General features: G+C 69.7%; 22 protein-coding genes and 1 tRNA gene. 5 read left to right on the top strand and 18 right to left on the bottom strand.

Translation table 11 applies throughout. From position 1 onward, the window contains the following. Positions 1-16: 16 nt before the first annotated feature. Together LXM64_RS04680 and LXM64_RS04675 are read right to left on the bottom strand one after the other, a co-directional pair. The gene (locus tag LXM64_RS04680; RefSeq protein ID WP_234074834.1) at positions 17-1105 is read right to left on the bottom strand and encodes a WxL protein peptidoglycan domain-containing protein; all 1089 of its coding nucleotides are present in this window, start codon (positions 1103-1105) and stop codon (positions 17-19) included. Positions 1106-1190: 85 nt separating this feature from the next. Continuing rightward, positions 1191-3161 (bottom strand): purple acid phosphatase family protein, encoded by a 1971-nt coding sequence (locus tag LXM64_RS04675; protein WP_234074833.1) that lies wholly within the window; start codon positions 3159-3161, stop codon positions 1191-1193. A 209-nt stretch (positions 3162-3370) separates the two neighbouring features. On the opposite strand from LXM64_RS04675, the gene LXM64_RS04670 reads away from it, so the two are divergent. Next, complete coding sequence (locus LXM64_RS04670) at positions 3371-4120, top strand: hypothetical protein (RefSeq protein WP_234074832.1); 750 nt, start codon at positions 3371-3373, stop codon at positions 4118-4120. A gap of 13 nt (positions 4121-4133) precedes the next feature. Here the strand turns inward: LXM64_RS04670 and LXM64_RS04665 are convergent, their stop codons facing one another. The 13 genes from LXM64_RS04665 to LXM64_RS04605 all read right to left on the bottom strand — a co-directional run bounded on the left by LXM64_RS04665 (position 4134) and on the right by LXM64_RS04605 (position 16744). After that, the gene (locus LXM64_RS04665; RefSeq protein WP_234074831.1) at positions 4134-4709 is read right to left on the bottom strand and encodes an isochorismatase family protein; all 576 of its coding nucleotides are present in this window, start codon (positions 4707-4709) and stop codon (positions 4134-4136) included. Further along, positions 4706-6946: an MMPL family transporter gene (locus LXM64_RS04660; protein WP_234074830.1), complete on the bottom strand. Its 2241-nt coding sequence runs from the start codon at positions 6944-6946 to the stop codon at positions 4706-4708. The genes LXM64_RS04665 and LXM64_RS04660 overlap by 4 nt, the downstream gene beginning before the upstream one ends. 57 nt (positions 6947-7003) lie before the next feature. Continuing rightward, entirely contained in the window at positions 7004-7399 is a 396-nt protein-coding gene (locus LXM64_RS04655) for a hypothetical protein (RefSeq protein WP_234074829.1), read from the bottom strand. 206 nt (positions 7400-7605) lie between these two features. After that, positions 7606-7678: transfer RNA gene (locus LXM64_RS04650), tRNA-Thr, on the bottom strand. Between the two features lie 74 nt (positions 7679-7752). Next, the gene (locus tag LXM64_RS04645) at positions 7753-9297 is read right to left on the bottom strand and encodes an alpha/beta hydrolase (protein ID WP_234074828.1); all 1545 of its coding nucleotides are present in this window, start codon (positions 9295-9297) and stop codon (positions 7753-7755) included. Next, positions 9294-10448 (bottom strand): DNA polymerase III subunit delta', encoded by a 1155-nt coding sequence (locus LXM64_RS04640; RefSeq protein ID WP_234074827.1) that lies wholly within the window; start codon positions 10446-10448, stop codon positions 9294-9296. Before LXM64_RS04640 ends, LXM64_RS04645 begins: the two co-directional genes overlap by 4 nt. Positions 10449-10457: 9 nt before the next feature. Further along, positions 10458-11129 carry a dTMP kinase gene (gene tmk / locus LXM64_RS04635; protein WP_234074826.1) on the bottom strand — a complete coding sequence of 224 codons (672 nt, stop codon included), beginning with the start codon at positions 11127-11129 and terminating at the stop codon, positions 10458-10460. Continuing rightward, a complete protein-coding gene (topA, locus tag LXM64_RS04630) occupies positions 11126-13849 on the bottom strand; it encodes a type I DNA topoisomerase (protein WP_234074825.1) in 2724 nt (907 codons plus the stop codon). The genes tmk and topA overlap by 4 nt, the downstream gene beginning before the upstream one ends. 69 nt (positions 13850-13918) lie before the next feature. Continuing rightward, entirely contained in the window at positions 13919-14254 is a 336-nt protein-coding gene (locus LXM64_RS04625; RefSeq protein ID WP_234074824.1) for an Rv3654c family TadE-like protein, read from the bottom strand. Continuing rightward, positions 14254-14586, bottom strand: a complete 333-nt coding sequence (locus tag LXM64_RS04620; protein ID WP_234074823.1) for a TadE family type IV pilus minor pilin — start codon at positions 14584-14586, stop codon at positions 14254-14256. The genes LXM64_RS04625 and LXM64_RS04620 overlap by 1 nt, the downstream gene beginning before the upstream one ends. After that, positions 14583-14801 (bottom strand): DUF4244 domain-containing protein, encoded by a 219-nt coding sequence (locus LXM64_RS04615; protein WP_234074822.1) that lies wholly within the window; start codon positions 14799-14801, stop codon positions 14583-14585. Before LXM64_RS04615 ends, LXM64_RS04620 begins: the two co-directional genes overlap by 4 nt. Before the next feature lie 42 nt (positions 14802-14843). Further along, positions 14844-15725 (bottom strand): type II secretion system F family protein, encoded by an 882-nt coding sequence (locus LXM64_RS04610; RefSeq protein ID WP_234074821.1) that lies wholly within the window; start codon positions 15723-15725, stop codon positions 14844-14846. Beyond that, positions 15716-16744, bottom strand: a complete 1029-nt coding sequence (locus tag LXM64_RS04605; RefSeq protein ID WP_234074820.1) for a TadA family conjugal transfer-associated ATPase — start codon at positions 16742-16744, stop codon at positions 15716-15718. The genes LXM64_RS04610 and LXM64_RS04605 overlap by 10 nt, the downstream gene beginning before the upstream one ends. A 411-nt stretch (positions 16745-17155) precedes the next feature. On the opposite strand from LXM64_RS04605, the gene acs reads away from it, so the two are divergent. After that, positions 17156-19126, top strand: coding sequence for an acetate--CoA ligase (gene acs / locus LXM64_RS04600; RefSeq protein WP_234074819.1), 1971 nt, complete (start codon positions 17156-17158; stop codon positions 19124-19126). Between the two features lie 127 nt (positions 19127-19253). On the opposite strand, the gene LXM64_RS04595 is transcribed toward acs, so the two are convergent. Beyond that, complete coding sequence (locus tag LXM64_RS04595) at positions 19254-20156, bottom strand: hypothetical protein (RefSeq protein ID WP_234074818.1); 903 nt, start codon at positions 20154-20156, stop codon at positions 19254-19256. A 361-nt stretch (positions 20157-20517) separates the two neighbouring features. Here LXM64_RS04595 and LXM64_RS04590 point away from each other — a divergent pair, with 361 nt between their 5' ends. Then, positions 20518-21720 carry a hypothetical protein gene (locus LXM64_RS04590; RefSeq protein WP_234074817.1) on the top strand — a complete coding sequence of 401 codons (1203 nt, stop codon included), beginning with the start codon at positions 20518-20520 and terminating at the stop codon, positions 21718-21720. Positions 21721-21819: 99 nt separating this feature from the next. Here the strand turns inward: LXM64_RS04590 and LXM64_RS04585 are convergent, their stop codons facing one another. Together LXM64_RS04585 and LXM64_RS04580 are read right to left on the bottom strand one after the other, a co-directional pair. Continuing rightward, entirely contained in the window at positions 21820-22290 is a 471-nt protein-coding gene (locus LXM64_RS04585) for a RidA family protein (RefSeq protein ID WP_234074816.1), read from the bottom strand. Further along, positions 22287-22511, bottom strand: coding sequence for a hypothetical protein (locus LXM64_RS04580; protein WP_137417732.1), 225 nt, complete (start codon positions 22509-22511; stop codon positions 22287-22289). The genes LXM64_RS04585 and LXM64_RS04580 overlap by 4 nt, the downstream gene beginning before the upstream one ends. A 107-nt stretch (positions 22512-22618) precedes the next feature. Here LXM64_RS04580 and LXM64_RS04575 point away from each other — a divergent pair, with 107 nt between their 5' ends. Both LXM64_RS04575 and LXM64_RS04570 read left to right on the top strand, forming a co-directional pair. Next, the gene (locus LXM64_RS04575) at positions 22619-25141 is read left to right on the top strand and encodes a transglycosylase domain-containing protein (RefSeq protein ID WP_234074815.1); all 2523 of its coding nucleotides are present in this window, start codon (positions 22619-22621) and stop codon (positions 25139-25141) included. Continuing rightward, positions 25138-26073: a metallophosphoesterase gene (locus LXM64_RS04570; protein WP_234074814.1), complete on the top strand. Its 936-nt coding sequence runs from the start codon at positions 25138-25140 to the stop codon at positions 26071-26073. Before LXM64_RS04575 ends, LXM64_RS04570 begins: the two co-directional genes overlap by 4 nt. The last annotated feature ends 93 nt before the right edge of the window (positions 26074-26166 follow it).

Genomic DNA, 26166 nt, shown 5'->3' with positions numbered 1-26166 from the left:
TCTGTCGTGGCGTGGCTCAGTCGGCCGACGAAGCCCCGACTGCCGCCTTGGCACGCTCTTCGGCGAGGGCGTGGGCGACCGCATCCTCCACGCGTGCATCGGCACGCTGCTGCGCGGTCTCGCTGCGCCGGCGACGCGCGCGCAGCAGCAGGAAGACCGCGGCCGCCGCGAGCAGGACGATCACGAGCAGGGTCCACGGGATGGCGGCGCCGATCGTCTGCCCCGTCACCGTGTCGAGCGGAGTCGTCGAGCCGGACGCATCGGTCACGACGGGCACCACGTTCACGCCGGCGATGAGCGCGAGCACGGGAGGGACGCCCGGAACGGAGACGGTCTGGGTCCACGACTCGCCGGGAAGGAGCGCGGGCACGTCCTGTGCCGCGGCGGCATCCATTCCGAAGAGGTCGAAGATCCCCCCGACGCGTGCCGTCGGCTGCGCGGCGATCGTGGCGTTGCCGGTGTTGTGCAGGGTGTACGTCACGGTGGCGTCACCGCCGGCGAAGGGATTGAGCCCGCCGTTCCAGGCGACAGACATGTTCTCGACCGCCAGGGAGGGCACGAGCTCACCGCCCACCCGCAGGTTGACGCGGATCCCCAGTCTCCGATCGACCGTGACGCCGTTCTGCGCGTCGGGCGCACTGAGCGAGGTGACCACGCCGCCGGCGTAGTCGCCGGGCGTGGCGTTCTCGGGGACGGAGAGGGTGAACGGGACGGTGACCGTCTCACCGGCCGCCACCGTCACGGTCGCCTGCTGGGGCGCGATCCACGCGCCGATCGCATGGGAGGGCTCCCCCGCGACGAGCAGGGACAGCTGGCCCTCGTCGGAGGTCGAGCCGTCGGCGGCGTAGACCTTGAGATCCAGCGCCTCGTCTCCGTGGTTCGCGATCGTGACGGCGTCCGAGACGGACCCGCCCGGATCGACCGTGTAGCTGTAGTTCGTCCGCTCCGAGCCCAGGTTGTTGGAGGCGGTCCGGACGGTCCAGGTGACCTCATCACCCTCGGCAGCCTGAGCAGGTGCCGCGAAGGCGAGGGCGGTGAGCGTGGCGAGCATCGCGGAGCTCAGCGCGATGAGTCGACGATGCGGAGGGGTCGAGCGTGGGTTCACGGAGATCTTTCGGGTCGGGGGGGGAATGCGGATGTCCGTGGGAGAGGGGACGAGCCCTCTCCCACGGACGAAGGTGCCGCAGGCGTCAGCCGGCGAGCGCGGTGAGGGTCAGGGTCGCGCGGTAGCTGCCCTTGGCCGTCTCGGTCGGGAGCTTGAGATCGAGCGCCGCACCGAGCAGCGCCGATCCCTTCGCGTGTCCCTGCGCGGCGGAGCCAAGCACGCGACTGACGGCCAGACCGTCACCGGTGTCGTAACCCGAGGAGACGGCTGCACCGGCGGTGGCGCCGGCACCGTCGGTGACGACCTTCGGCGTCCAGCCGAGGTAGCGACCGGAGAACGTCTTGTCGCCGTCCTTGAAGTCACCGAGCACCGAGGTGAGCGACCACGGCGCCAGCGAGGAGCGCGTGTCGGTGACGCTGATCGGGTTGATCTCACCCGTCGCCTCGAAGTGGTCGCCCTTCTCCTCGGCGGTACCGAGGTCCACGAGGCCGTTCTGACCATCGATCGTCCAGCCGAACTCACCGGGAGCCTGGTTGGGAACGTCGACCTGGATGTCCTGACCGTCGCCGTGGAAGGGGTGGATGGTGACCGAGTCGATCAGGGACCCGACGCCGTCGACCGCCGTACTCGAACCCGGCGTTCCGCACCAGCTGACCTTGCCCTGCTCCACCGCGGCGTTGGGCGCGTCGCAGGTGCCCGAACGGATGCCCTCGACCACGAGCTGGTCGGCGCGCACCTGCACCTTGACGTAGCTGCGCACGTGCTCCTGGTTCTGCACGGAGTTGTACCAGTAATCGCTCGGCTTCAGCGGGTCGGGCCCGTTACCCGCTCCCGTGGTGCCGCTGTTGTCGGGCGCCGTGATGTCGTAGTACTTCGACCCCGATGCCGAGTTCGCCGTCATGTAGATGACGCCGCCCTCACCGACGAAGACGTCGTTCTGACCGGGCTGTTCGGCCGGGTTGGCCTTCTCGCCGTTCTTGATCTCGTAGCTGCGGGTGTAGACGTGGTCGTGGCCCTGGAGCACGAGATCGACACCGAGCTTGGAGAAGGTGGTCGGGAAGTCCACGCGACGCACCTTGTTGTCGGCGTCCTTCGCGTGGTCGGCGGCGGAGTAGATCGAGTGGTGGTACACGAGCACGGTGTACTTGGCATCGGCGCCGTGCTGGTTCACCACATCCGTCACGTACTGCACGTGGGCCGCGTCGCCGCCGCCGTTCGCCGAGTCGTAGCTGTTGCTGTTCAGGTCGATGAAGAGCACATCCTTGTAGATGTACCAGTAGTCGCCGCCGGACGTCGTCGCCGTCTTGGTCGGGTCCTTGTAGTAGGCCGAGGAGTAGTCGGTGTTGGGCGTGTAGAAGTGCTGCTCGTACGCCTTGCCGCCGACGTCGTGGTTACCGATCGTCGCGGCCCACGGGTACTGGCGCAGCTGGTCGGGAGCGAGGAACGCGTCCCACTGCGGCTCGGTGTTGGCCGTCTCGACCTGGTCGCCGCCGGAGACCAGCAGCTCCGCGTTCGGGTTGGCGGTCAGCGCGACGTTCATGGTGTCGGCCCAGCCGGCGCCGTCCTTCGCGACGTTGCCCGACGACCCGATCTGGGGGTCTCCGAAGAACAGGAAGTCGAAGTCACCCTCGAAGGACTGCGTCTTGAACGAGTAGGTCGGCGACCAGTTGCCGTCGGATCCCACGCGGTACGAGTACTGCGTGTTCTCCTGCAGCCCCGACAGGACGGCGTGGCGGTTGTAGCCCGTGGTCGAGACGTTGGCCGCTCCGGTGGCGGCGAAGGTGGTCACGGAGGCAACGAACTGACCGTTCACCACGGCCGAGGTGGGGGCCAACTGCACGACCTGCGATGTGTCGGCCGAGGTGTACCAGGACACCGTGCGCTGCGTCTCGTTGGAGGCGACGCCCAGCACGATGCCGGTGTAGGCCGCGGGGTCGTCGGCGTGCGCCGCGGGGGCGACGAGGGCGCCGCTGAGCATCAGCGCGGCGCCGACCGCCGCCGCCGAGGCCCACAGGGCCGCGCGGCCCGTGGGCCGCGAGGGTGCTGCAAGGAGCATGTGTCTTCCGTTTCTGGAGAGGAAGTGGATGTGGGTCAACCAGGAAGGCGCACGGATCCCGGCGCCTGCAAGCAGACTGGCCCGCCGAACTTTCCTGGGAGTGAACGATCGATGGCATACGAATCGGCCGTCGGGAGAACAGATGAGGATCACGGGGTGACCCGCCGGTGCGCTCGGCCGGTGAACGCCGGCGGCAGATCCGGAGAACAATGCGCGAACCGGGGCTCGAGCGCGCGGCGCCGGTCACCGCGACCGGCATCCTGGTGACGCCCCTCCCACTTCTGCAAGGATTCTCCGTGCCGCACCGCCCCGCATCCCTCGTCCTCGGCGCGACCGGCCTCGCGCTCGCCCTCGCTCTGACCGGTTGCGCGAGCACGGACTGGAACGTTCCGCGCGACACGATCGGCGTGGTGGGATCGCCCGCGCCGGGTTTCGCCCCCGAGATCGAACCGACGCCGGAGGCCACGGTCGATCCGCGCAGCGGGTCGTGGGACGACGTGCATCCCGCACCCGGCTACCGCGTCGTGCTCCTCACCTCCGGCGATGACGCCACGACCCAGACGCTGCGGGACGCCGTGACCGCGTGGGCGGCCGACGAGGACGTCGACCTGAGAACGGTGGATGCGGACGGCGACGCGATCACGGGCATCGTGCACGCGATGGATCTGAACCCCGAGCTCGTGGTCGCGGCCGGCGAGGATCTCATCGACGCGATGGCCATGGTGACGCCGAACCACCTCGACATCGCGTTCCTCGTGCTCGGCGCGGAACTGGCCGAGCCCACCGAGAACGTCACTGCCGTCGACTGGACCGGTGCGGGATTCCGTGGCGAGGGCCTGGGGTCGGCCACGCACTTCGACGAGGCGTCTTTCACCCCCGAGCGCTGCGACGACGCCATCCGCGCGGGCGTCGCGGCCGTGCTGACCGGGATGACCGGCGTCGTGCTCTGGATCTCGTGATCTCCGTGCGCGCTCAGCGCGACGCGGTCACCTCAGCGCCGGCGTGCGCGATCTCGGCGAGGGCCTTCTCACTCGACTCGGCGTGGACGCCGGCGACGAGGTCGGTGAACACGCGCACGTGCCGCCCCGCCGCGATGGCATCGAGAGCCGACGCGCGCACGCAGTAGTCGGTCGCGAGACCCACCACGTCGATGTCGAGGATCCCGTGCTCAGCGAGCAGCTCGGTCGCCGTGCGGCCGTCGTCGGTGCGCCCCTCGAAGAGCGAGTACGCGGGCTCTCCGCGCCCCTTCTTGAGATGGTGCGTCACGGCGGACGTGTCGAAGACCTCGTCGTACTCCGCGCCGAAGGTGCCCGCCACGCAGTGCGGCGGCCACGTGTCGATGAAGTCGGGCTCCGCGGCGAAATGCCCGCCGTTGTCGCCCTCGGCGTCGTGCCAGTCCCGGGATGCCACGATGAGGCCGTAGTCGCCCGCGTGCTCCGCGAGGTAGGCGGAGATCCGCTCCGCGACCGCGTCACCCCCTGCCACCCCGAGAGCACCGCGCTCGGTGAAGTCGTTTTGGACGTCGACGATGAACAGCGCCTTGGTCATGCTCCGAGCGTACGCCGGTACTCGGCGCGCGTCATCGGCGCCGCATCCTTCGTCTCGGGCCCTGCACGCCACAGCTTGGAGGGCCACCACACCGCGCGCCCGATGTCGGAGGCGAGTGCGGGCACCAGGAGCGAGCGGACGACGAAGGTGTCCAGCAGCACGCCGAACGCGACGATGAACGCCAACTGCGCCAGGAACAGGATCGGGATGACACCGAGGGCGGCGAACGTCGCCGCGAGCACGAGGCCGGCCGAGGTGATCACGCCTCCGGTCGACACGAGGCCGCGCACGATGCCCGCGCGCGTGCCGTGGCGAAGCGATTCCTCCCGCACGCGCGACATGAGGAAGATGTTGTAGTCGATGCCGAGCGCGACGAGGAAGACGAAGCCGTAGAGCGGCACCGCGGGGTCCGCGCCGGGGAAGTCGAACACGTGGTTGAACACGAGCGCGCTCACCCCCATCGCGGTGCCGAACGAGATCACGGTGCTCGCGATGAGCAGCACCGGCGCCAGGATCGATCGCAGCAGGAGCATGAGGATGACGAAGACGACGGCGAGGATGACCGGGATGATGACCGTGCGGTCGCGGATCGAGGTGGCGTTCGTGTCGACGTCGATGGCGGTCTGGCCGCCGACGAGCGCCGCGCCTTCTCCGAGATCGCTGTCGAGGGTGTCTCGCAGCGCCACGACGGCGTCGTCGGCCGCGGCGGAGTCGGCCGCATCCGCGAGCGTCGCGATCAGCAGCACGTCGCCGTCGACGGTGGTGGCCGAAGGCGCGGGAGTCCCGGGCGGGCCGACCGCGGCGAGCTCGAGCGCGCCGCCCGAGACGGTGACCGACGCCTGACCCGTCGGCGAGTCCGCGGCGGCGATCGCCACACTGTCGATGCCCTCTGCATCCGACGTGGCGGTGACGGCGGCGGCCGCATCCGTCTCAGAGACCACGACGTAGACCGGACTGCCGGAGCCGGCCGGGAAGTGCTCCGCGAGCACGTCCTGGCCGTCACGCGCCTGCGAGTACCCGAGCACGAGGTCGCTGGAGGGCACGCCGTCGGCCTTGAGCTGCGTGATGCCCGCCGCCCCCACGAGCAGGACGACGGTGCTGATGATCCACACCGGACGAGCACGCCGCGTGACGAATCGCGCCACCCGCGGCCAGAGGCCCGATACGGGGGCGTTCGGGTCGTCAGACGGCACCGCGGCGGGGTGCTTCGGAATGAAGGGCCAGAAAGCGGCGCGGCCGACGAGCGCGAGCAGCGCGGGCAGGAAGGTGAGTGCGGAGAGCATCGCGAACGCGATGCCGATGGCCGCGATCGGCCCGAGCGCACGGTTGCTGGCGAGGTCCGAGAGCAGCAGGCAGAGCAGCCCCGCGATGACGGTTCCCCCGGAGGCGAGGATGGGCTCGAACGCGCCACGCCAGGCCTGTACGGTCGCCGGCCACCTCTTCTGCCCCTCGGCCACCGCCTCGCGGTATCTCGCCACGAACAAGAGCGCGTAGTCGGTGGCGGCGCCGATGACGAGGATGAACAGGATGCCCTGCACCTGGCCGTTCAGCACGAAGATCCCGGCTTTGGCGAGCCACCACACGGTCAGCAGGGCCACGCACAGCGCGAACACGCTCGTGAGCAGCACGAGCACCGGCAGCAGCGGGGACCGGTAGACGATGACGAGGATCACGAAGACGGCGATGAGCGCGACGCCGAGCAGCAGCCCGTCGATGCCGAGGAAGCCCTCGACGAGGTCCGCCGTGAAGCCGGCGGGACCGGTCACCCATCCTTCGACGCCCGACGGCGCCTGTGAGGCGACGAGGTCGCGGACCGCCTCGACGGCCTCGGGCACCTCGCCCGAGGCGTCGATGGGCACGAAGATCTGGGCGGCGAGACCGTCGTCGGACACGATTGGCGGCGAGATGCCGTCGAGGACACCGGGCGTCTGCGCGATGTCCTCGGCAACCGTCTGCAGCTCGGCGAGTTGCCCGTCGCTGAGCTTCTGGTCCGCCGCGAACACCACGACGGCCGGGATGCTGTCACCGGCAACGAAGTCGGGAAGCCTTTCGTTGACCTGCGTGGAGGCCGCGCTCTGCGGCAGGAACGTCGACTGGTCATTGGTGGAGACCTCGTCGACCTTGCCGAAGTACGGACCGCCGATCGAGCCGACGACGAGCCAGACGAGCACGAGCAACGCTGGGATTCCCACCCGGAGCCAGCGGGAGGGTCGGGTCGACGTCGAAGATGCGGCCATGTCGCTAGCTTATCTAGCTACATAGCCTCCGCGCCACTTGTTTCTTCTGCTTGCTTCTCAGGACGCGAACATGCTCACCAGTGACAGGACAAGCGCGAGGACACCGACGGCGAGGAGTCCCACCGTGAACCACCCGGTCAGCCGTACGAGCGGAGATCGCGCGACGAACCGCATCCGGTCGTCCACACCTGGCCGGTAGTAGATGGCCGCCTCGTCCGCGCCCGCAAGATGCGCCTCGTCGGCGTCGCTGAGCACGGCGCGCCCCACCCCGCCCTCCGCGGTGAACCAGTGCGCGACGCGTCCGTTCTCGCCCGGTTCGATCACCGCGTTCGCGGGGGTCCACGTGCCGTCGACCAGCAGCAGGATCAGCCAGAGGACGCCGACGGCCACCGCGCCGAGGAAGCCGACCCAGGTGAACGTCTCCAGCAGCACGTCGACGGTGTGACCCACCATCCGATCATCCCATCCCCCTCCCGCCCGCCCCCATCCCCTTCCAATCCCGCGAGACTGCATTTCGATCACGAGATCACGGGTAAACACAGTGATCTCGTGCGGAAGATGCAGTCTCGCGGGAGCATTCGGGGCGGATGCTGCGGGCGCGCGGATGCGGGGGCGAAAACAGAAGAGGGGCCCCTTCCGGGACCCCTCTTCTCGTGCTGAGCCGCCTAAGGGAATCGAACCCTTGACCTATTCATTACGAGTGAATCGCTCTGCCGTCTGAGCTAAGGCGGCGCGCGTCGCTTCCGCGATGCACAAGCAACGATCTTACATGCTCGAACGGGCGGCCGCGAACGCTCGGGAGGCGCTCACTCGCAGCGCAGGCCGTCCTGGGGCACCGTGCCGTCGACGAAGTACGCCTCCACCGCGTCGTCGACGCAGGCGTTGCCCTTGTTGTAGCCGGTGTGCCCCTCGCCGACCCGCGTGATCAGCACGCCGGACGCGAGCTGATCGGCCAGTGCCACCGACCAGTCGTAGGGAGTGGCGGGGTCGTTCGTCGTGCCGATGACAACGATCGGCGCGGCGCCCTGAGCGGTCAGCGCCTTACGCTCGCCGCTCGGCGGGAACGGCCACGAGGCGCACGAGTCGACGTCGCTGGACCAGTACGGCGCGACGGTCGGCGCGCGCTCCGCGAGCAGAGCCTTCGACGCGGCCTCCTGTTCCGGCGTGGCATCGTCCGGGTAGTCCATGCAGTTGTAGGCGATGAAGGCCTCGGTGGAGTTGTCGCTGTAAGCGCCTCCGCTGCGGTTGTAGTAGAAATCGGCGAGCTGGAACGCGACCGACGGATCGCCCTGCAACGCGTCCGACAGCGCCGTGGTCAGATACGACCAGCTGTCCTGCGAGTAGAGCGCGGCAACGATCGCGGTCATCATCGAGTCGGCGCCCATGCGGCGGCCGTCCGCGTTGACGAGCGGATTGCGATCGGCGCTCGCGAGCAGCGTGCTGAGATCCGACATGCCGTCGTCGACCGTGCCGGTGAAGGGGCAGTCGGAACCCTGGAGGCACGAGGCCATGTAGGCCCGCAGCGCCGATTCGAATCCGATGCCCTGCGTCGTCGACACATCGAGCTGGGAGGTCTCGGGATCGATCGCGCCGTCGAGGACGAGGCGGCCGACACGCTCCGGGAAGAGCTGCGCGTACGTCGCGCCGAGGAACGTGCCGTAGGAGTAGCCGAGGTAGTTGAGCTTCTCGTCACCCAGCACGCCGCGCAGCAGGTCCATGTCGCGTGCGGACTGCTCGGTCGTGATGAACTGCAGGATGCCGTCGCTGTTCGCCTCGCACGCCTGGGCGAACGTCGCGTTGCGCGCCTCGAGCTGACTGTTCCACTCCGCGGACCCGCGGGTGCCCGTGGGGATGTCGAACAGATAGCGGTCCATGTCCGGGGCGTCGAAGCAGCGCACCGCGCTCGACTCGCCGACGCCGCGCGGGTCGAACCCGATGACGTCGTAGTCGCTCTGGAGAGCGTCGCCGACCGCGAACGAGAGCGAATCGCGGATGAGCGCGACACCTGACGCGCCGGGGCCGCCGGGGTTCGTCAGCAGCGAGCCGAGGGGCTCTCCATCGGTGGCGAGATGGCGCACGACGGCGAGGTCGATCTCTCCGGCCGACGGGTTGTCCCAGTCGAGGGGGGCCGTGACCGTGGTGCAGTCGAGGCCGGTGCCACATGCGTTCCACGAGAGCTCCTGCCCGTAGAACGGCAGCAGCTCCTCGGAGATGCCGGTCGTGTCGGGCTCTGCGCTGCGGGTCGGCGAGGGCGCGACGTCGACCTTGAACGCGCACCCGGCGAGGGCGGCGAGGGTGACGACGACACCTGTCACGGCGATCAGGCGACGGATGCGGGGGGCGGCGCTCATGACGCGCTCCTTCCGGTGGCGACGGCGACCAGCAGGCTCTCGAGCGCCAGCGCGGGGGCCGCATTGCGCTCGAGGTTCCGTCGGGTCAGGGCGATCTCGTCGAGGACGAGAAGGGTGCGAGTCGGCTCCCATGCCGCCGCAAGGGCATGCAGGTCGTCGGACAATTCGGTGTTGATGAGGCCGTCGGTGCGGCCGAACTGCACCATCACCACGTCGCGGAACAGCGACTGCAGATCGGTGAGGACGCGGTCGATGCCGTCGCGGAGGCTGCGCGTCGCGCGCCGCTTCTGCTCGTCGGCCAGCGCGTTGAGCTGCGATCGGACCGCGGGTGGCACCGCGGCACCCTCGGCGAGGCCGACGGTTCGCAGGAGTGATGCCCGTTCGGCCTCGTCTCGCTCGACGGTGAGGGCCTTCGCATCGTCGGTGGCGACCTGCACGATGCGGGCGGCTGCGTCCACGGCGTCACCGACCCCGCGCACGGCGAGTGCACTGCGCAGCGTCTCGTCGCGACGCCGGCGCGCGTCGTCATCCGTCGCCAGGCGCTGGGCCATGCCGATGTGGCGCTGCGCGTGCCGCGCGGCCTGCTCGGCGACCTCCGCGTCGACCCCGGTGCGCTGGGTGATCAGACGAGCGACGTCGGACACATCCGGCTCGCGCAAGCGGACCGTGCGCACACGGGAACGGATGGTGGGCAGCAGATCGGCGTCGCTCGGCGCGCAGAGCACCCAGATCGTGCGCTCAGGCGGCTCTTCGAGCGCCTTGAGCAGCACGTTCGAGGTGCGCTCGGCCATGCGGTCGGCGTCTTCGACCACGATCACGCGATATCGGCCCAGCGAGGGCGAGTAGTACGCGCGCTCGACGAGCTGGCGCGCCTCCTCGATGCGGATGACGACCTGCTCCGTACGCAGCGCGGTGAGGTCCGGATGGGTGCGAGCGAGCACCTGGCGGACGGCCGCCTCATCACCGGGCTCGGCGATCAGGGCCGCTGCGAACCCGTAGGCCAGCGTCGAGCGGCCCGAACCGGGAGGGCCCGTGATCAGCCACGCGTGCGTGAGCTGTGCGGGATCAGATGCGGCCGCCTGCAGCAGCTGCACCGCGTCGTCCTGCCCCCACACGTCTTCCCAGGCGAGAGAGGACGTGGCGGTGTGCATGCGCCCAGCCTATCCGCGGCCGTCGACGCTCCCGTCAGCGTCCACAGGAGGCAGCAGGCTTGCGACACGATCGCGGATGACGGCCGCGATCTCCTCGACACCCGCGGTCGCATCCATCACGAGGAAGCGCTGCGGTTCACCCGCGGCGAGGTCCAAGAAAGCGGCGCGCACCCGCGCGTGGAACTCGTCCTTCTCCGCTTCCAGGCGATCGAACGGCTTGTCGGCGGCATCGAGGCGGGAGCGTGCGGATGCGGGGTCGAGATCCAGCAGCACGGTCACATCCGGCAGGGCGCCCCCGGTGGCCCAGAGGGACAGCTGGCGGATCTCCCCCGCATCCAACACGCGTCCGGCGCCCTGGTACGCGACGGACGAGTCGAGGTAGCGGTCCTGCACTACGATCTCGCCGCGAGCCAGGGCGGGCCGTACGAGCGTCTCGACGTGCTGGGCGCGATCCGCCGCGTACAGCAGCGCCTCGGCCCGCGCCGCGACCTCGCCGCGGTGGTGCAGCACGATGTCGCGCACGAGAACGCCGACCTCCGTGCCCCCGGGCTCGCGGGTCCGCACAACCGTGCGTCCAGACTCGCGCAGCCACTGCTCGAGCAGGCCCGCCTGCGTGGTCTTTCCCGAGCCGTCACCACCCTCGAAGGTGATCCACAGACCCGACGGCGTCGCGGCGGTCACTTCTTCGCGGGCGTCTTGCGAGTGGTCGTCTTGCGCGCCGAGGTGCGCTTGGGCGCAGGGCCCTTGGCGCGCTTGTCGGCGAGCAGCTGCTTCGCCCGCTCGAAGTCGACGTCGTCGACCGTCTCGCCGCGCGGGATGGTCGCGTTCGTCTCACCGTCGGTGACGTAGGCACCGAAGCGGCCGTCCTTGATCTTGATCGGCTTGCCGCTGACCGGGTCGGCGTCGAACTCCTTCAGAGCGCTGGATGCGCGCCTGGCGCCGTACTTGGGCTGTGCGTACCGCTCGAGCGCCTCCTCGATGGTGATGTCGAAGATCTGCTGCTCGGAGTCGAGCGAGCGCGAGTCCGTGCCCTTCTTCAGGTACGGACCGTAGCGGCCGTTCTGAGCGGTGATCTCCTCTTCGGTCGCCGGGTCCACACCGACGACGCGCGGCAGCTCGAGCAGCTTGAGCGCCGTGTCGAGATCGACGGTGTCGACCGACATGCTCTTGAAGAGCGAGGCGGTGCGGGGCTTGGGCGCGGCTTCCTTCTTCGCGCCGCGCTTCTTGGGCGCTTCGGCGACCTCACCGGTCGCCTCGTCCACCGCATCCGGATCGACGGGATCGACTTCCTGGACGTAGGGCCCGAAACGGCCGTCCTTGACGACGATGAGCTTGCCGTTGTCGGGGTTCTCGCCCAGCACGCGGTCGCCGGCGATCGGAGCGTCGACGAGCTCCTGCGCCTTCTCGGCGGTCAGTTCATCGGGCGCCAGCTCGTCGGGGATGTTGATGATGCGGGGCTTGGCCTCGGGATCCGCAGGGTCGACCACCTCGAGGTACGGACCGTACTTGCCGAAGCGGAGCGTCGCGGTGTCGGTGATCCGAGTGGCGTTGAGCTCGCGCGCGTCGATGTCGCCGAGATTGTCGACGATGTGACGGAGCCCGACGTGGTTCTCGGAACCGAAGTAGAACTCCCGCAGCCACTGCTCACGTCGCTGCTCGCCGCGGGCGATCGCGTCGAGGTCGTCCTCGAGCGCCGCCGTGAAGTCGTAGTCGACCAGGTCGGAGAAGTGCTGCTCGAGCAGACGCACGACGCTGAAGGCGAGCCAGCTGGGCACGAGGGCCTGACCGCGCTTGGAGACGTAGCCGCGGTCGAGGATGACGTCGATGATGCTGGCGAACGTGGAAGGACGACCGATGCCCTTCTCCTCCAGCGCCTTCACGAGGCTCGCTTCGGTGTAGCGCGGCTTCGGTGACGTCGAGTGCCCCTTGGGCTCCACTTCGCGCGTGGCCAGCTCGTCGCCGACGCTCAGGGCGGGCAGCGACTGGTCGTCGGCCTTGTCGGCGTCGGCACGCTTCTCATCGCGGCCCTCCTCGTACGCCTCCAGGAAGCCCTTGAAGGTGTAGACGGTGCCGGATGCGGTGAACTCGAGCGCCTTCTTGTCCGCCGTCAGCGCGAGCGTGACGGTGGTGGTCTCGTACTTGGCGTCGGCCATCTGGCTCGCGACCGTGCGCTTCCAGATCAGGTCGTACACCCGCTGCTCGTCGCGATCGAGGTGGGAGGCGACGGATGCGGGCGTGCGGAAGTGCTCGCCAGAGGGACGGATGGCCTCGTGCGCCTCCTGCGCGTTCTTGCTCTTGCTCGCGTACACGCGCGGGTTCGCGGGCACGGCGCGGTCGCCGTAGAGGCTCACTGCCTGCTCGCGCGCCGCCTCGATCGCCTGCTTCGAGAGCGAGGTCGAGTCGGTGCGCATATAGGTGATGTACCCCTTCTCGTAGAGACGCTGGGCGACACTCATCGTGTGCTTCGCGCTCATCGAGAGCTTGCGGCCGGCCTCCTGCTGCAGTGTCGAGGTCGTGAACGGCGCTCGAGGGCTGCGGGTTCCCGGCTTCGATTCGAGCGCGGAGACCTGTGCCGTGCCGACGCTCTCGATGGCCGCGGCCAGCGCGCGCACGTCTTCTTCGGTGAGGACGACCACGGCCTTCTTCAGTTGGCCCTTGTCGTCGAAGTCCGTGCCGCGCGCGAGCGGTGCGCCGTCGAGGCGGGCCAGGCGCGCGGTGAACGACTGGTCGCCCTTGACGGCGAGCGTCTCGATGTCCCAGTAGCTCGCCGAGACGAACGACATGCGCTCGCGCTCCCGGTCGACGACGAGACGGGTGGCCGCGGACTGCACGCGACCGGCGCTCAGGGCGGCGCCCTCGCGGCCGCTTCCGACCTTGCGCCACAGCACGGGCGAGACGTCCCAGCCGTAGAGACGGTCGAGCACGCGACGGGTCTCCTGCGCGTCCACGAGGGCCAGATCGAGCTCGCGCGTGTTCTCGGCGGCGGCGCGGATGGCGTCCTTGGTGATCTCGTGGAACACCATGCGCTTGACGGGGACCTTGGGCTTGAGCACCTCGAGCAGGTGCCACGCGATGGCTTCGCCTTCGCGGTCTTCATCGGTGGCGAGCAGGACCTCGCTCGCATCCTTCACCGCCCGCTTGAGCTCGGCGACGGTCTTGGTCTTGCGGTCGTTGACCACGTAGAAGGGGTCGAAGCCGTTGTCGACGTCGATCGAGTACTTGCCGTACGCGGCCTTCTTCTCGGCCGGAATGTCCTTTTTGCTCGCGAGGTCACGGATGTGCCCCACGGAGCTGAGCACCTCGTAGTCATCACCCAGGTAGCCCTGGATCGAGGTCATCTTGGTCGGCGACTCGACGATCACGAGCGTCTTGCCGCTCTTCGTCGTGGTCTGAGAACCCATTGCCAACGGTGGTCCTTTCGTCGCTGTCACCATACACACCTCGGGTCGGTGGTCGGCTGGAGGGCCGGTTCACCCGTCGTCGCGCGGCTCGGGCGCGGGACCCGCGCGGGCTGCGGCCTGGGCGGGGAACGGACCGAAAGCGCTGCTGAGACGCACGGTCGCGATGAGACCCTCCACCTCGCAGGATACGACCTCCGCGGATGCGGTGGCCGCCAGCTGGGCGGCGCGCTCGCACGGGACTCCCGTCACGGCACCGGATGCGGCGTCCGCCGCGGCGAGCGCCGCCGCATCCGTGGCCGCGGACAATCGCTGCGCATGCACGCTCGCCGCACCGACCACGCCGAGGCCCGCGACGAGAGCGGCGAGCGCGCCGATCACGCCCACCGTCACCGCCGTGCCGGGCATCAGCGCCCACCCGAAAGGGCGCACGAGCGCGCACGGAGCGTGATCACCGGCAGCGGCGCCGGGGCCGACGCCGTCACGCACACGAGGTCGCCCTCGTCTCCGATCGTGCCCGTCGCGCCCGGGACGGTGCGGGTGAGTACGGCGAGCGCCCGCGCGGCGTCCTCGCCCCGCGCCGCGAGCCGCGCCGCATCCGCGACGGCGTCCTGCAGGCGCACCTGAGCGGATGCGGTGGCGAGCCCGCCGATGCCGAGGATCAGCACCAGCAACGCCGCCGGCACGGCGACCGCGAACTCCGCCGCGGCCGAGCCGCGATCGCCGAGCCGGGATCTCATTCGACCGTGAGAGCGCGGCGCACGAGGTCCTCGAGGATCCCGCGCACCTCGTCGGATCTCATGATGATCACGAGGAGTCCCGCGAAGGCGACGGCGGCCATCGTCGCGATCGCGTACTCGGCCGTCGCCGCTCCGGAGTCGTCGCCGAACAGCTCTGCCGCACGGCGGCGGGTGAGAGCGGGAAGGCGGCTGTGGGCTCTGGCAGTGGGTGTCATGTGTTGCTCCTCTCTGATGGGCACCGGCGGGTGGGCACGCGGTCACAGCGGGAGTGCGGAGGCGCCGAGCACGCTCATGAGCATCGGCGCGACCCCCAGCAGCAGGAAGGCGGGAAGGATGCAGACGCCCAGTGGCAGCAGGAGCGCAGCGCCGAGCCCGGCCGCCCGCATCCGACCGTCCGTGCGGGCGCGGTGGCGGGCGAGGGACGCGCCGGCGCGGAGGAGGTCGACGGCAGGGACTCCGGCCGAGCGCGAGAGCTCCAGCAGCCCGTCGATCCCCTCGTCGGTGGTCTCGACCTCGGGGTCGGCCAGCGCCCGGGCGCGCTCGATCGACACACCGCCGGAGAGCGCGATCGCAACGAGCTCGGCGTGCAGGCCCGGCATCGCAGGAGGCGGCGTCGCACGGCGGGTGAGCGCACCGGTCCAGACGCGGGCCACGATCATCAGGGCGATGCCCACGATGAGGCATCCGATGCCGATCGGGCTGCCCGTGAGGACGCCGATCGTGTCGAAGCCCAGCGCGACGCCCAGGCCGATGGACACGAGCGGCAGCCAGGCCATGAGTCGCGCGGTGGCCGCGGGCTCCGCGAGGGCGACCCGCACCTCGTCGCGGCACTCCTGCGCGTCGCGCACCGCGGCGGCGACGGCCCGGAGGCTCTCGGCGAGCGGAGCGCCGACGGCCGCGGCTACCCGCCAGGTCGCGGCCAGCGGACGCCACCGATCGCCTCGGGCCGCGATGGCAGCGGGGATCGCCTGTCCGCCGTTGTGCGCCGCGTGGATGGCGACCGCATCCGCGTCTCCCGTTGCAGCGAGGAACGCCCACGCCGACGCCGGTGAGATGCCGGTGCGCAGCAGCACCGACAGACGCTGGGCGGCATCCCCCACGCCATCGGGACCGGGCCGGCGCGATGCGATCAGCCCCATGGGAGCGACTCCATCCCGAGCCGCCCGTCGAGCAGGACCGGACGCGCGATGCCCGCCACGCGCCGCATGCCGCCGCCGTCACGGGCGACGTGGATCACGACACCGATCGCGCTGACCACCTGGCGGGCGAGCGCGGCGTCGTCGAGGCCGGCGAGCGCCCCCAGCGCTTCCAATCGCGCCGGCACATCGTCGATGCCGTTGGCGTGGAGCGTGCCGGCTCCCCCGTCGTGCCCGGTGTTCAACGCCGTCAACAGCTCGCGCACTTCGGCACCGCGGCACTCGCCCACCACGAGCCGGTCCGGCCGCATCCGCAGCGCCTCGCGCACCAGGCGGGCGAGATCGATGCCGCCGGCGCCCTCGAGGTTCGCCTGGCGCGCCTCGAGGCGCACGTGGTGCGGGTGACGGATGCGGAGCTCCGCCACATCCTCGATCGTCACGATCCGCTCGCGCTCGGGCGCGGACGAGAGAAGCGCCGCCAGGAGGGTCGTCTTGCCGCTGCCGGCCGCGCCCGTCACCAACAGGTTCTCGCGGGCGTCGACGAGCCGCTGCAGCACGTGTTCGCCGCGGACGTCGAGCATGCCCGCCTCGCGCAGGGCGGCCAGGGAGCCGAGCTGCCGCCGCGGAACACGGATCGAGATCGTCGTGCCGTCCGCGCTGACGGGAGGAAGCACCGCGTGCACCCGCACGCCTCCGTCGAGGCGCACGTCCACACAGGGGGTCGCATCGTCGATGTGCCGACCGCCCCGTGCGATGAGACCCGTCGCGATCTCGCGCACCTCGCTCTCCGCGGCGTGCCAGTGCGGGACCTGCTCGGCGCCGCGGCCGCGGTCCACGAACAGGCCATGCTCGCCGTTGATGAAGATGTCGGTGACCTCGGGATCGCCCAGATGCACCCGCACCGGATCCCACGCGGCGACGGGCAGAGCGCCGAGTGTCGGTTGCGGCGCCTCCGCCTCCGGCGTCGCCGTGCCGCCGGAGGCGGGCGCGCTACGCGGAGCGACGACGAAGGGCTGGGGCATGACGACGACGCTAGGCGCGTGCCCGCCGCCGACGCCGCGTCCGACGAGGCACGGTCGAAGAACCGCGGCCCCGGGACGGCTGGGGAGATGCGAACGGGCGGCGTCGCGGACGGAGGCGAAACCGCGCGCGGGCAAAAGAAAAGGCGGCATCCCATTGGGGGGTTGGGATGCCGCCGAGCACAGCCCCGCAAATTGGGGGTGATGAGGGCCGTACTCCCCGCCGCGAGGGCGGGCGCACACGAGCATACGCAACCTCACACCGGCGGCCAAACGGCATGCCGGACCAATCCGATTGATATATCGGTCGTCATCGCCCACCTTCTAATGGAGGTATCCGCCTCCGACCGGAGCGGGTCATGATGTGCGAGACGTCCCGCACGTCATCCCGAACAGCGCGCAAAGGAGCGAGCCATGAGCAGCCAGATCGACCACCTGCTGAACGAGACCCGTCGTTTCTCCCCCAGCGCCGAGTTCGCGGCGAACGCGGTCGCCACCGCCGAGCTCTACGAACGGGCGGCGTCCGACCGAGAAGGCTTCTGGGCCGAGCAGGCACGCGAACTCCACTGGCACACGCCGTTCTCCGAGGTACTCGACTGGTCGAGCCCGCCCTTCGCCCGGTGGTTCGGCGACGGCGAACTCAACGTCGCCTACAACTGCCTCGACCGCCACGTGCTCGCGGGCAACGGCGACCGCGTCGCTCTGCTGTGGGAGGGTGAGCCCGGCGACGAGCGCCGCGTCACCTACGCGGAGTTGACCGAGGAGGTCAAGCGCACCGCCAATGTGCTGACGGAGCTGGGCATCGGCGAGGGTGACCGCGTGGCGCTCTACCTGCCGATGATCCCCGAGGCGGTCGCCGCGATGCTCGCGGTGGCGCGGGTCGGCGCCATCCACTCGGTCGTCTTCGGAGGATTCTCCGCGGACAGCCTTCGCGCACGCATCGACGACGCCGGCGCGAAGCTCGTGATCACGGCGGACGGCGGCTATCGCAAGGGGAAGGTCTCGCCCCTGAAGCCCGCCGTCGACCAGGCTCTCGCCGACCGGGGGTTGGGCGTGCAGGAGACTGTCGAGCACGTGCTCGTCGTGCGCCGCGGCGGCAACGACGTGGACTGGACGCCCGGGCGCGACATCTGGTGGCACGACGCGGTGGCGGCCGCATCCGCCGAGCACGAGGCGAAGCCGTTCGGCGCCGAGAATCCGCTGTTCATCCTGTACACCTCCGGCACCACCGGGAAGCCCAAGGGCATCCTGCACACGTCCGGCGGCTACCTCACGCAAGCGGCCTACACGCACCGCAACGTGTTCGATCTGCACCCCGAGCGCGACATCTACTGGTGCACAGCCGACATCGGCTGGATCACCGGCCACAGCTACGTCACCTACGGTCCACTCGCGAACGGCGCCACGCAGGTGATCTACGAGGGCACCCCCGACACCCCGCATCCCGGCCGCTGGTGGGAGATCATCGAGAAGTACGGGGTCACGATCCTCTACACCGCGCCCACCGCCATCCGGTCGTTCATGAAGATCGGACGCCAGGTGCCGCAGGAGTTCGACCTCTCTTCGCTGCGGCTGCTCGGCTCCGTCGGCGAACCCATCAACCCCGAGGCGTGGATGTGGTACCGCAACGTGATCGGCGCCGAGCGCACGCCGATCGTGGACACCTGGTGGCAGACCGAGACGGGCGCCATCATGATCTCGGCCCTGCCCGGCGTCACCGAGACCAAGCCCGGCTCGGCGCAGGTCCCGCTTCCCGGGATCTCTGTCGACGTCGTCGACGAGTCGGGCGAGGAGGTCGGCAACGACGCCGGCGGACTGCTCGTGGTCACCGAGCCGTGGCCCAGCATGCTGCGGGGCATCTGGGGCGATCCTGACCGCTTCGTCGAAACGTACTGGGAGAAGTTCGCCGACCGCGGTTACTACTTCGCCGGCGACGGCGCCCGCCGCGACGAGGACGGCGACATCTGGCTGCTGGGCCGCGTCGACGACGTGATGAACGTCTCCGGACACCGCCTGTCCACGGCGGAGATCGAGTCGGCGCTCGTGGGCAACGAAGCGGTCGCCGAGGCCGCCGTCGTCGGAGCAAGCGACGAGACCACCGGCCAGGCCGTCGTGTCGTTCGTGATCATCAAGGAGAGCTACCTGCGCCAGCACTCCCCCGAAGGCCTCGCCCAGACCCTGCGCGCCTGGGTCGGTGAGCAGATCGGCCCGATCGCCCGCCCGCGCGACGTCTACATCGTCACCGAGCTGCCCAAGACCCGCAGCGGCAAGATCATGCGGCGTCTGCTCCGCGACGTCGCTGAGGGGCGCGAGGTCGGCGACACGACGACCCTCGCCGACACGATGGTGATGTCCACCATCCAGGCCAAGCTCTCGACGAAGTAGCCGCGAAGGAACGAGCCCCGCATCCCGCAGAGGATGCGGGGCTCGTTCGTTCGCGATGGAGCTCAGGGCAGTGAGGTCGAGGGTGTGTAGATGAGCTCGCCGCCCGAGAGCACGAGCACGACGACGCTCACAGGGCGGAGGCCCGGCGCGCCGCGACGCCGACGCGCAGAGCCGGCCAGGGGCGGCGGCCGGCGAACAGAGCCATCGGCGGAAGATCCGGCGACGGCATCCGATCCTTCGTGATCCCGCGTCGGATGGGGGCGGCCAGCGAGAGCGCCACGAAGCTCGCGATCAGCTTGTCCAGTAGCGAGGTGATGAGATTCGCGGTCGCGACTGCGAGCGGAAGCACCATGCCCGCATCCCGGAATCGCGCCGTCAGGGAGTTTCCGGCCACATGGGCGCTGAAGCCGCCGTACACGAGATCCGTGATCGGGGCGGCGACGATGGTGCACGCGACGGCGACGACCACGCTGAGCAGCAAGAACCGTGAGAGCGAGCGCCCCCATCCCCAGCGGTGCACGCCGTACCCCCATAGGAGCGCGCCGACCACCGCGACCGGCGTGAACGGAAGGCCCAGGGTGCTCTCATTGACGAGCACACCGCCGAGCTGAGTGACGATGGCCGTCGCGACCGCGTACCACGGCCCGAGAACCAACGCCACGACGGCGGTGCCGGCCATGTCCAGGTAGAGCGGCAGATCGAGCCAGAGCACGACACGGCCACCCGCCACATTGAGGAGGACGGCCCCGATCATGACGCCGACGACGAGGGCGACGCGTCGCCCGCCGGGGCGAGGCACGTCGACACGGAGCACGGATGCCGCAGTCACCGGTGGCGCCTCGGCACCGGATGCCGTCCCCACGCGCGACGTGGGCCGCGGTGCGGCGGGCTTGGCTGCGATGCACCGGGCGCGCCAGCTCTCCGCATCCGCCTCCGTGACTCCGAGACTTCGCACGATGTCGACGACCAGATCGGCGTCGAGCCGAGTACGTCCGGGGCGGAAGGCGTCGTACACCGTCGAGCGCGACACGGCGACCGATGAACGGCCGGACCGAACCGCCCTCAAGCTGGTCACCCGCGTCGCGATCTCCGCGTAGCTCACAACCCCGGCCTCATGACGCAGCCGCTGGAGATCCTCCGCAACGGAGATCAAGGAACCTTCCCCTGAGACACGCCCGACGCCGTCGCCCTTCATCCTGACCCCCGTATTTCCCAGACGCTCATTCTGGCGCACCCCTCGTGGCGCGACAAACAGACGACCGGACTGTCCGGGATCGTCTGGGAACGTCCGCTGACCGGGATACGACGCGGCCGCACCACTAGCGTCGTCGCGAGATCCGTTCACAGCCCCCGATCGATCTCGTTCCTTCGGCCGCACCAGGAGACAGCTCATGCCTCGACACCTCGTCGATCCCTCACCGCGCCGCATCCGGCTCCTCGTCTCGTCGCTCGCCCTCGCGACGGCATTCGCGCTCGGAGCCCCGACGATGGCGGCCGCCGCCGAAACGGGTCCGGACTCGACCGTCGAGGCCGTGGAACGTCCGGCCGTGCCGTCGATCACCATCACGCTCGTGGATCCCACGTCGGCGAAGATCACCGTCGCTGCGGGAACGGGCGGTGGCCCGGTCGAGACCTATCAAGCGAGCGTCACACCACGAGCCGGCGGCGAACCGACGGTCCTGCAACGGGGCACCCCCGGCGACTTCCCCCTGGCGGAGCTCACACCCGGCCTGTACGCCGTGGACGTCGCGGCCATCAATGCCTCCGGCAGCGCGGGCGTCTCGAACTTCTTCTTCGTCCTCCCCGACATCACCTCAGCACCCGTCATCACCAGTGCCGATGTCGGCGCGACCGACGTCACGTTCTCGGTGCACACCGTGAACGACCTCCTCCCCGAGCAGACGGGCCCGACCTCCCGCGCGTCGATCGTCTACAAACTGGTCCTCGACGACGGCGCAGAGACCATCGAGCGCGCAGCCTCGGCCGCGGACGGCACGATCGGCGTGTTCAACGCGTTGAAGCCGGCCACGACATACACGGCGACAATCACGGCCGGCTACTTCTTCGAGAGCACGGGGTGGTTCGGGCCGAGCATGGCCGCGACGACGACGTTCACCACCGCGCCGGCCGCCGGGCCCGGCACCCCCTCCGTGCCGCAGGCACCGTCCGCGGAGGTGCTGACCGAGGAGATGCGCGGGACGGTCGTCGTCCCCGCCACGGGGCGCGCCGGAGCCGACGTCACGATCTCGATCGACCCCGACTACGCCGGCCAGACGGTGAACGGATGGCTCTACTCGTCCCCGATCTCCCTCGGACGGGCCGTCGTGGATGCGGCGGGCATGGTGAGCCTGACGCTGCCAGCCGACGCCGCCGCCGGAGCGCACAGGATCGCGCTGACCGACACGGAGGGAAACCTCGTCGGATGGGGAGCGATCCAGGTGACGTCGGCGACTCCATCCGCCCTCGCCGCGCACGTGCCCGATGAGCTCGCAGCCACCGGCTTCGAGATGCAGACCGGCACGATCCTCACCGCCATGCTCGCTCTCCTCGTCGGCAGCGCGATCGTCACGGCGCGCCGCCTCGCCCGACGATGAGCCGACAGTCGGCGCTCACTCCGGCGTGCGAGGCACCGGGTGGACGCACGAAGAAGCCCCGCGACCTTGGGGGGCGCGGGGCTCTTTCGTGGTGCCGCCTCAGGCGACGGTGAAGACGACCTCGACCTCGACGGGGCTGTCGAGCGGGAGCACGGGCACGCCCACGGCGGAGCGGGCGTGACGTCCGTGCTCGCCGAAGATCTCGGCGAGCACGTTGCTGGCTCCGTTGATCACGCCGGGCTGTCCGGTGAACTCCGGCACGGAAGAGACGAAACCGGTGACCTTGAGCACACCCGTCAGGCGGTCGACACCGCCGACGGCGGCTGCGGCCGCGGCCACCGCGTTGAGCGCGGACTGACGCGCGTACGTCGCGGCATCCTCCGGCGCAACCAGACCCTCGCCCTCGCCGACCTTGCCCGTCGCAGGGAGCTGTCCCGCCACGAACGGCAACTGGCCGGCGGTGTGCACGAGGTCGCCGAAGGCCTTTGCGGGGATGTAGGACGCCACGGGCGGTACGACCTCCGGCAGGTCGATCCCCAGCTCCGCGAGTCGCTCGGACACCGTGCTCATGCGTTCTCTCCTTCGAACTGGCGCGCGGCAGCCTGTGCCGCACCGAGGCCTGCATTGGCGGCCGCATCCGAGCCGACCGGACGCTTGAAGTAGGCGACCAGGCCACCCTCGGGGCCCTGCACGACCTGGACGAGCTCCCAGCCCTGCTTGCCCCAGTTGTTCAAGATGGCGGCGGTGTTGTGGATCAACAGCGGAGTGGTGAGGTACTCCCAGGTGGTCACGGCGTCTCCCGTTCGTGGGTGAGGACGGGGTCTGAGCCCCGGAAACAGCGGGAACCGGATGCAGCGCCTTCGAGTGTTCGCCCAGCATCCTGGCTTACGATCACCCTATGCCCGATAAGAAACGCACGGCCACCGGTGTGCTCTCTGGCCTCGCCGGACTCGTCGGCCTGAGCGTCGTCGCCGGTGTTCTCATCACCGCCACGGTCACGCCCGCCATCGCCGTCACCGGCGCCGCGACATCGCAAGCCATCAAGCTGTTCGACAACATGCCGAACTACCTCGAGATCGACGACATCATGGAGCCGTCGACGATCTACTGGAAGGACGGCACGGGTAACTTCGTCCCGCAGACCTCCTTCTACGACCAGAACCGTTCGCCGGTGAAGTTCGACCAGATCGCGACCGTCATGTACGACGCGATCCTCTCCAGCGAAGACCCGCGGTACTACGACCACGGCGGCGTCGATCTGATCGGCACGACGCGTGCCGTGCTCTCCAACCTCGAGGGCGGCGCGAACACCCAGGGCGGGTCGACGATCAGCCAGCAGTACGTGAAGAACATCCTGATCCAGCGTTGCGAGTGGAACGCGCAGAGCGAGGACGAGCGGCAGTCGTGCTTCCTCGAGGCGACGAACTCATCCGGCAGCGAAGGCATCGAGCGCAAGCTCCAGGAGATGCGCTACGCGATCGGGCTCGAGCAGAAGTACTCGAAGAACGACATCCTGCTCGGCTACCTGAACATCGCCAACTTCGGCGGCACGACCTACGGCATCGACGCCGCATCCCGGTACTACTTCGGTGTGCCCGCGGCCAACGTGACACTCGGCCAGGCGGCGACCCTCGCCGGCATCGTGCAGAACCCCAACACGTACCGCATCGATCAGCCCAATCGCGAGACGAACGGCGCCGCTGACGGCTACGCGCTCACCAAGAAGCGCCAGACGTACGTGCTCGATCGGATGCTCTCCGACGGCAAGATCACGCAGGAGCAGCACGACGCCGCGGTGGCCGAGCCGATCACGCCGGTGATCACGCAGCCGACCACGGGGTGCGCCGCGACCAGCGCGCCGTACTTCTGCCAGTACGTGGTCTCCGTGGTCAAGAAGGACCCGGCCTTCGGTGCCGATGACACGGAGCGCGCGATGAACCTGCGCCGCGGCGGTCTGCAGATCTACACGACACTCGATCCCGACATGCAGTACCAGGCGACGGTCAGCATGGCCGAGAACGCCCCCGCATCCGTTTCGGGCATCGACTTCGGTGCCGCGACCGTCAGCATCGAGGCGTCCACCGGCCGCATCCTCGCGATCGCCCAGAACACGAACTTCTCGGAAGAGGCGAACGCCGGCGAGGGGTACAGCTCCCTCGTCTACGCAGGTGACTCCACGTTCGGCAACTCCGGTGGCTTCCAAGCCGGCTCGACGTTCAAGCTCTTCACGCTCGTCGACTGGCTGGAGCAGGGCCGATCGGTGAACGAGGTGCTCGACGGCCGGATGAGGGTGTTCAAGAACTTCACGAACTCCTGCACCGGCAACATCGTCAACAGCACCCCCATCAACAACTTCGGCAAGGTCAGCGGTGGCGTCGGAACGCCGATGTCGTTCACGGCGCAGTCGCTGAACACCGGCTACCTCGCCATGGCTTCCGAGCTCGACATGTGCGACATCGCGAAGGTCGCGAAGAAGATGGGTGTGACGACCGGCGACGGTCGCGACATCACGATGTCGAACCCGTCGGAGGTCATCGGTGTCGACAACATCTCGCCGATCGCCATGGCAGGCGCGTACGGCACCGTCGCGAACAACGGCATCTACTGCCAGCCGCAGGCCATCGAGCGCGTGACGGACGCCGCGGGCAACGAGCTGAATGCTCCGCAGCGCACCTGCACGCAGCAGATCTCCCCTGAGGTCGCCGCCACCGCCGCCTACGCCCTCCGAGGCGTCATGAACGGCGGAACCGGCTCGGGAGCGAACCCCTACGACGGCACCCAGCTGATCGGTAAGACGGGAACGCACGAGGCTCTGCAGACCTGGATGATCGAGTCGAGCACGCGCGTCGTCAACGCCGCGTGGGTCGGCACGGTGCAGGGCGACAACGACATGTTCGGTCGCGGTCTCCAGAACATCCGCTACACGCTGGCCAAGAACCTGCAGCGCACGGCCGACCAGGTCTATCCCGCGGGCGACTTCCCCGCGCCGGATCCGAACCTCACGAAGCGCACGCTGAAGGAGCTGCCCAACGTCGTCGGGCAGACCCTCGACCAGGCGCAGACGACGCTGCAGAACGCCGGCTTCGAGGTGACGGTGGGCGACCCCGTCGACTCCGACCAGCCGACGGACATCGTCGCTGCGCAGAACCCCGGCGCGGGTCAGGTCGCGGGCGGCACGACCGTCACGATCAACCCCAGCAACGGCCAGGGGGCGACCATCCCGGCCGTCAGCGGCAAGGTTCAGGATGCGCAGAAGACGCTCCAGGATGCGGGATTCACCTCCATCGCACTGGGCGCCTGCACCCCGGACGACAAGCTGCCCGACAACGAGAGCCGCGCTACGGGCACCAACCCCGCTGCGGGCACGGCCGTCAACCGCGGCTCGCAGATCCTGATCAACTACTCCAAGAAGAGCTGTTGACCGGCAGTCCGAGCCGTTCCGCCCTCACCGCGCTCGCAGCGGTGGGGGCGGTCGGCGTAGGTGCCGCGGTGTGGGGCATCGGTGTCGAGCGGTACCTGTTCACGCTGCGCGAGCACACCCTGCCGATCCTGCCCGCGGGCGCGCGCGAGCTGCGCGTGCTACACCTGTCCGACGCGCACATGGCGCCGTGGCAGCACCGCAAGCAGGAGTGGATCGCGCGCCTCGCGGAGCTCGCGCCCGACCTCGTCGTGAACACGGGCGACAATCTCGGTCACGCAGAGGGACTCGCAGGCATCCGGCACGCCTTCGCCGGCCTGCGAGGCGTACCCGGCGTGTACGTGCACGGCTCGAACGATCTGTACGCGCCGTCGCCCCGCAATCCACTGCGCTATTTCACGGGCCCGTCGAAGGCGCATCGGTCGGCGGAGGCGCTCGACACGGGCGCTCTCGATCGATTCCTGACCGATGAGCTCGGCTGGCACGCCCTCGACAACACCACGACGACGCTCGAGGTGGCGGGGCTGCGCATCGACGCCTTCGGCGTGAACGACGCGCACCGACGTTGGGACGACCTCCCCGCTCTCGTGCCGAAGCGGGCCGAACAACGCGCGGCGGGCGAGGCGGATCTGGTGCTGGGTGTGACGCACGCGCCGTACCGGCGGGTGCTCGATGGGTTCGTCGACCTCGACGCCGATCTGCTGCTGGCGGGGCACACGCACGGCGGTCAGGTGCGCGTGCCGTTCTCGTCGAAGGCGATCGTCGCCAACTGCGACATCCCGCTCGACCAGGCCCGGGGCCTCAGCACGTGGGCACACGGCGGCCGCCGCGTGCCGCTGAACGTGAGCGCCGGCATCGGCCACTCGATCTTCGCGCCGGTGCGCTTCGGCTGCCGCCCGGAGGCCTCGCTTCTGACGCTGGTCCCCGCGGCCTGACGGAGAGGGTCCGGTTCTCCACAGCCGGATGCGGCGCGCGCGCCGTCCCCGTTCGTCCGTATCGCCCGGCGGTGGATGCGGATGCCGCCGAGC

Origin of the sequence: Microbacterium binotii, assembly GCF_021398715.1 — a bacterium.
In the GTDB taxonomy this organism is placed as follows: Bacteria; Actinomycetota; Actinomycetes; order Actinomycetales; family Microbacteriaceae; genus Microbacterium; species Microbacterium binotii_A.
The sequence above is the reverse complement of the archived record's forward strand: the minus strand, read 5'-3'. Positions and strand labels throughout refer to the sequence as shown.

Coding starts and splice junctions, on each gene's coding strand:
- LXM64_RS04645 (WP_234074828.1), bottom strand. CDS start 9,297: ATGAGCGCCGCCCCCCGCATCCGTCGCCTGATCGCCGTGACAGGTGTC.
- LXM64_RS04660 (WP_234074830.1), bottom strand. CDS start 6,946: ATGGCCGCATCTTCGACGTCGACCCGACCCTCCCGCTGGCTCCGGGTG.
- LXM64_RS04670 (WP_234074832.1), top strand. CDS start 3,371: ATGCGCGAACCGGGGCTCGAGCGCGCGGCGCCGGTCACCGCGACCGGC.
- LXM64_RS04655 (WP_234074829.1), bottom strand. CDS start 7,399: ATGGTGGGTCACACCGTCGACGTGCTGCTGGAGACGTTCACCTGGGTC.
- topA (WP_234074825.1), bottom strand. CDS start 13,849: ATGGGTTCTCAGACCACGACGAAGAGCGGCAAGACGCTCGTGATCGTC.
- LXM64_RS04625 (WP_234074824.1), bottom strand. CDS start 14,254: ATGCCCGGCACGGCGGTGACGGTGGGCGTGATCGGCGCGCTCGCCGCT.
- LXM64_RS04575 (WP_234074815.1), top strand. CDS start 22,619: ATGCCCGATAAGAAACGCACGGCCACCGGTGTGCTCTCTGGCCTCGCC.
- LXM64_RS04615 (WP_234074822.1), bottom strand. CDS start 14,801: ATGACACCCACTGCCAGAGCCCACAGCCGCCTTCCCGCTCTCACCCGC.
- acs (WP_234074819.1), top strand. CDS start 17,156: ATGAGCAGCCAGATCGACCACCTGCTGAACGAGACCCGTCGTTTCTCC.
- LXM64_RS04605 (WP_234074820.1), bottom strand. CDS start 16,744: ATGCCCCAGCCCTTCGTCGTCGCTCCGCGTAGCGCGCCCGCCTCCGGC.
- LXM64_RS04585 (WP_234074816.1), bottom strand. CDS start 22,290: ATGAGCACGGTGTCCGAGCGACTCGCGGAGCTGGGGATCGACCTGCCG.
- LXM64_RS04590 (WP_234074817.1), top strand. CDS start 20,518: ATGCCTCGACACCTCGTCGATCCCTCACCGCGCCGCATCCGGCTCCTC.
- LXM64_RS04640 (WP_234074827.1), bottom strand. CDS start 10,448: ATGCACACCGCCACGTCCTCTCTCGCCTGGGAAGACGTGTGGGGGCAG.
- LXM64_RS04620 (WP_234074823.1), bottom strand. CDS start 14,586: ATGAGATCCCGGCTCGGCGATCGCGGCTCGGCCGCGGCGGAGTTCGCG.
- LXM64_RS04610 (WP_234074821.1), bottom strand. CDS start 15,725: ATGGGGCTGATCGCATCGCGCCGGCCCGGTCCCGATGGCGTGGGGGAT.
- LXM64_RS04665 (WP_234074831.1), bottom strand. CDS start 4,709: ATGACCAAGGCGCTGTTCATCGTCGACGTCCAAAACGACTTCACCGAG.
- LXM64_RS04675 (WP_234074833.1), bottom strand. CDS start 3,161: ATGCTCCTTGCAGCACCCTCGCGGCCCACGGGCCGCGCGGCCCTGTGG.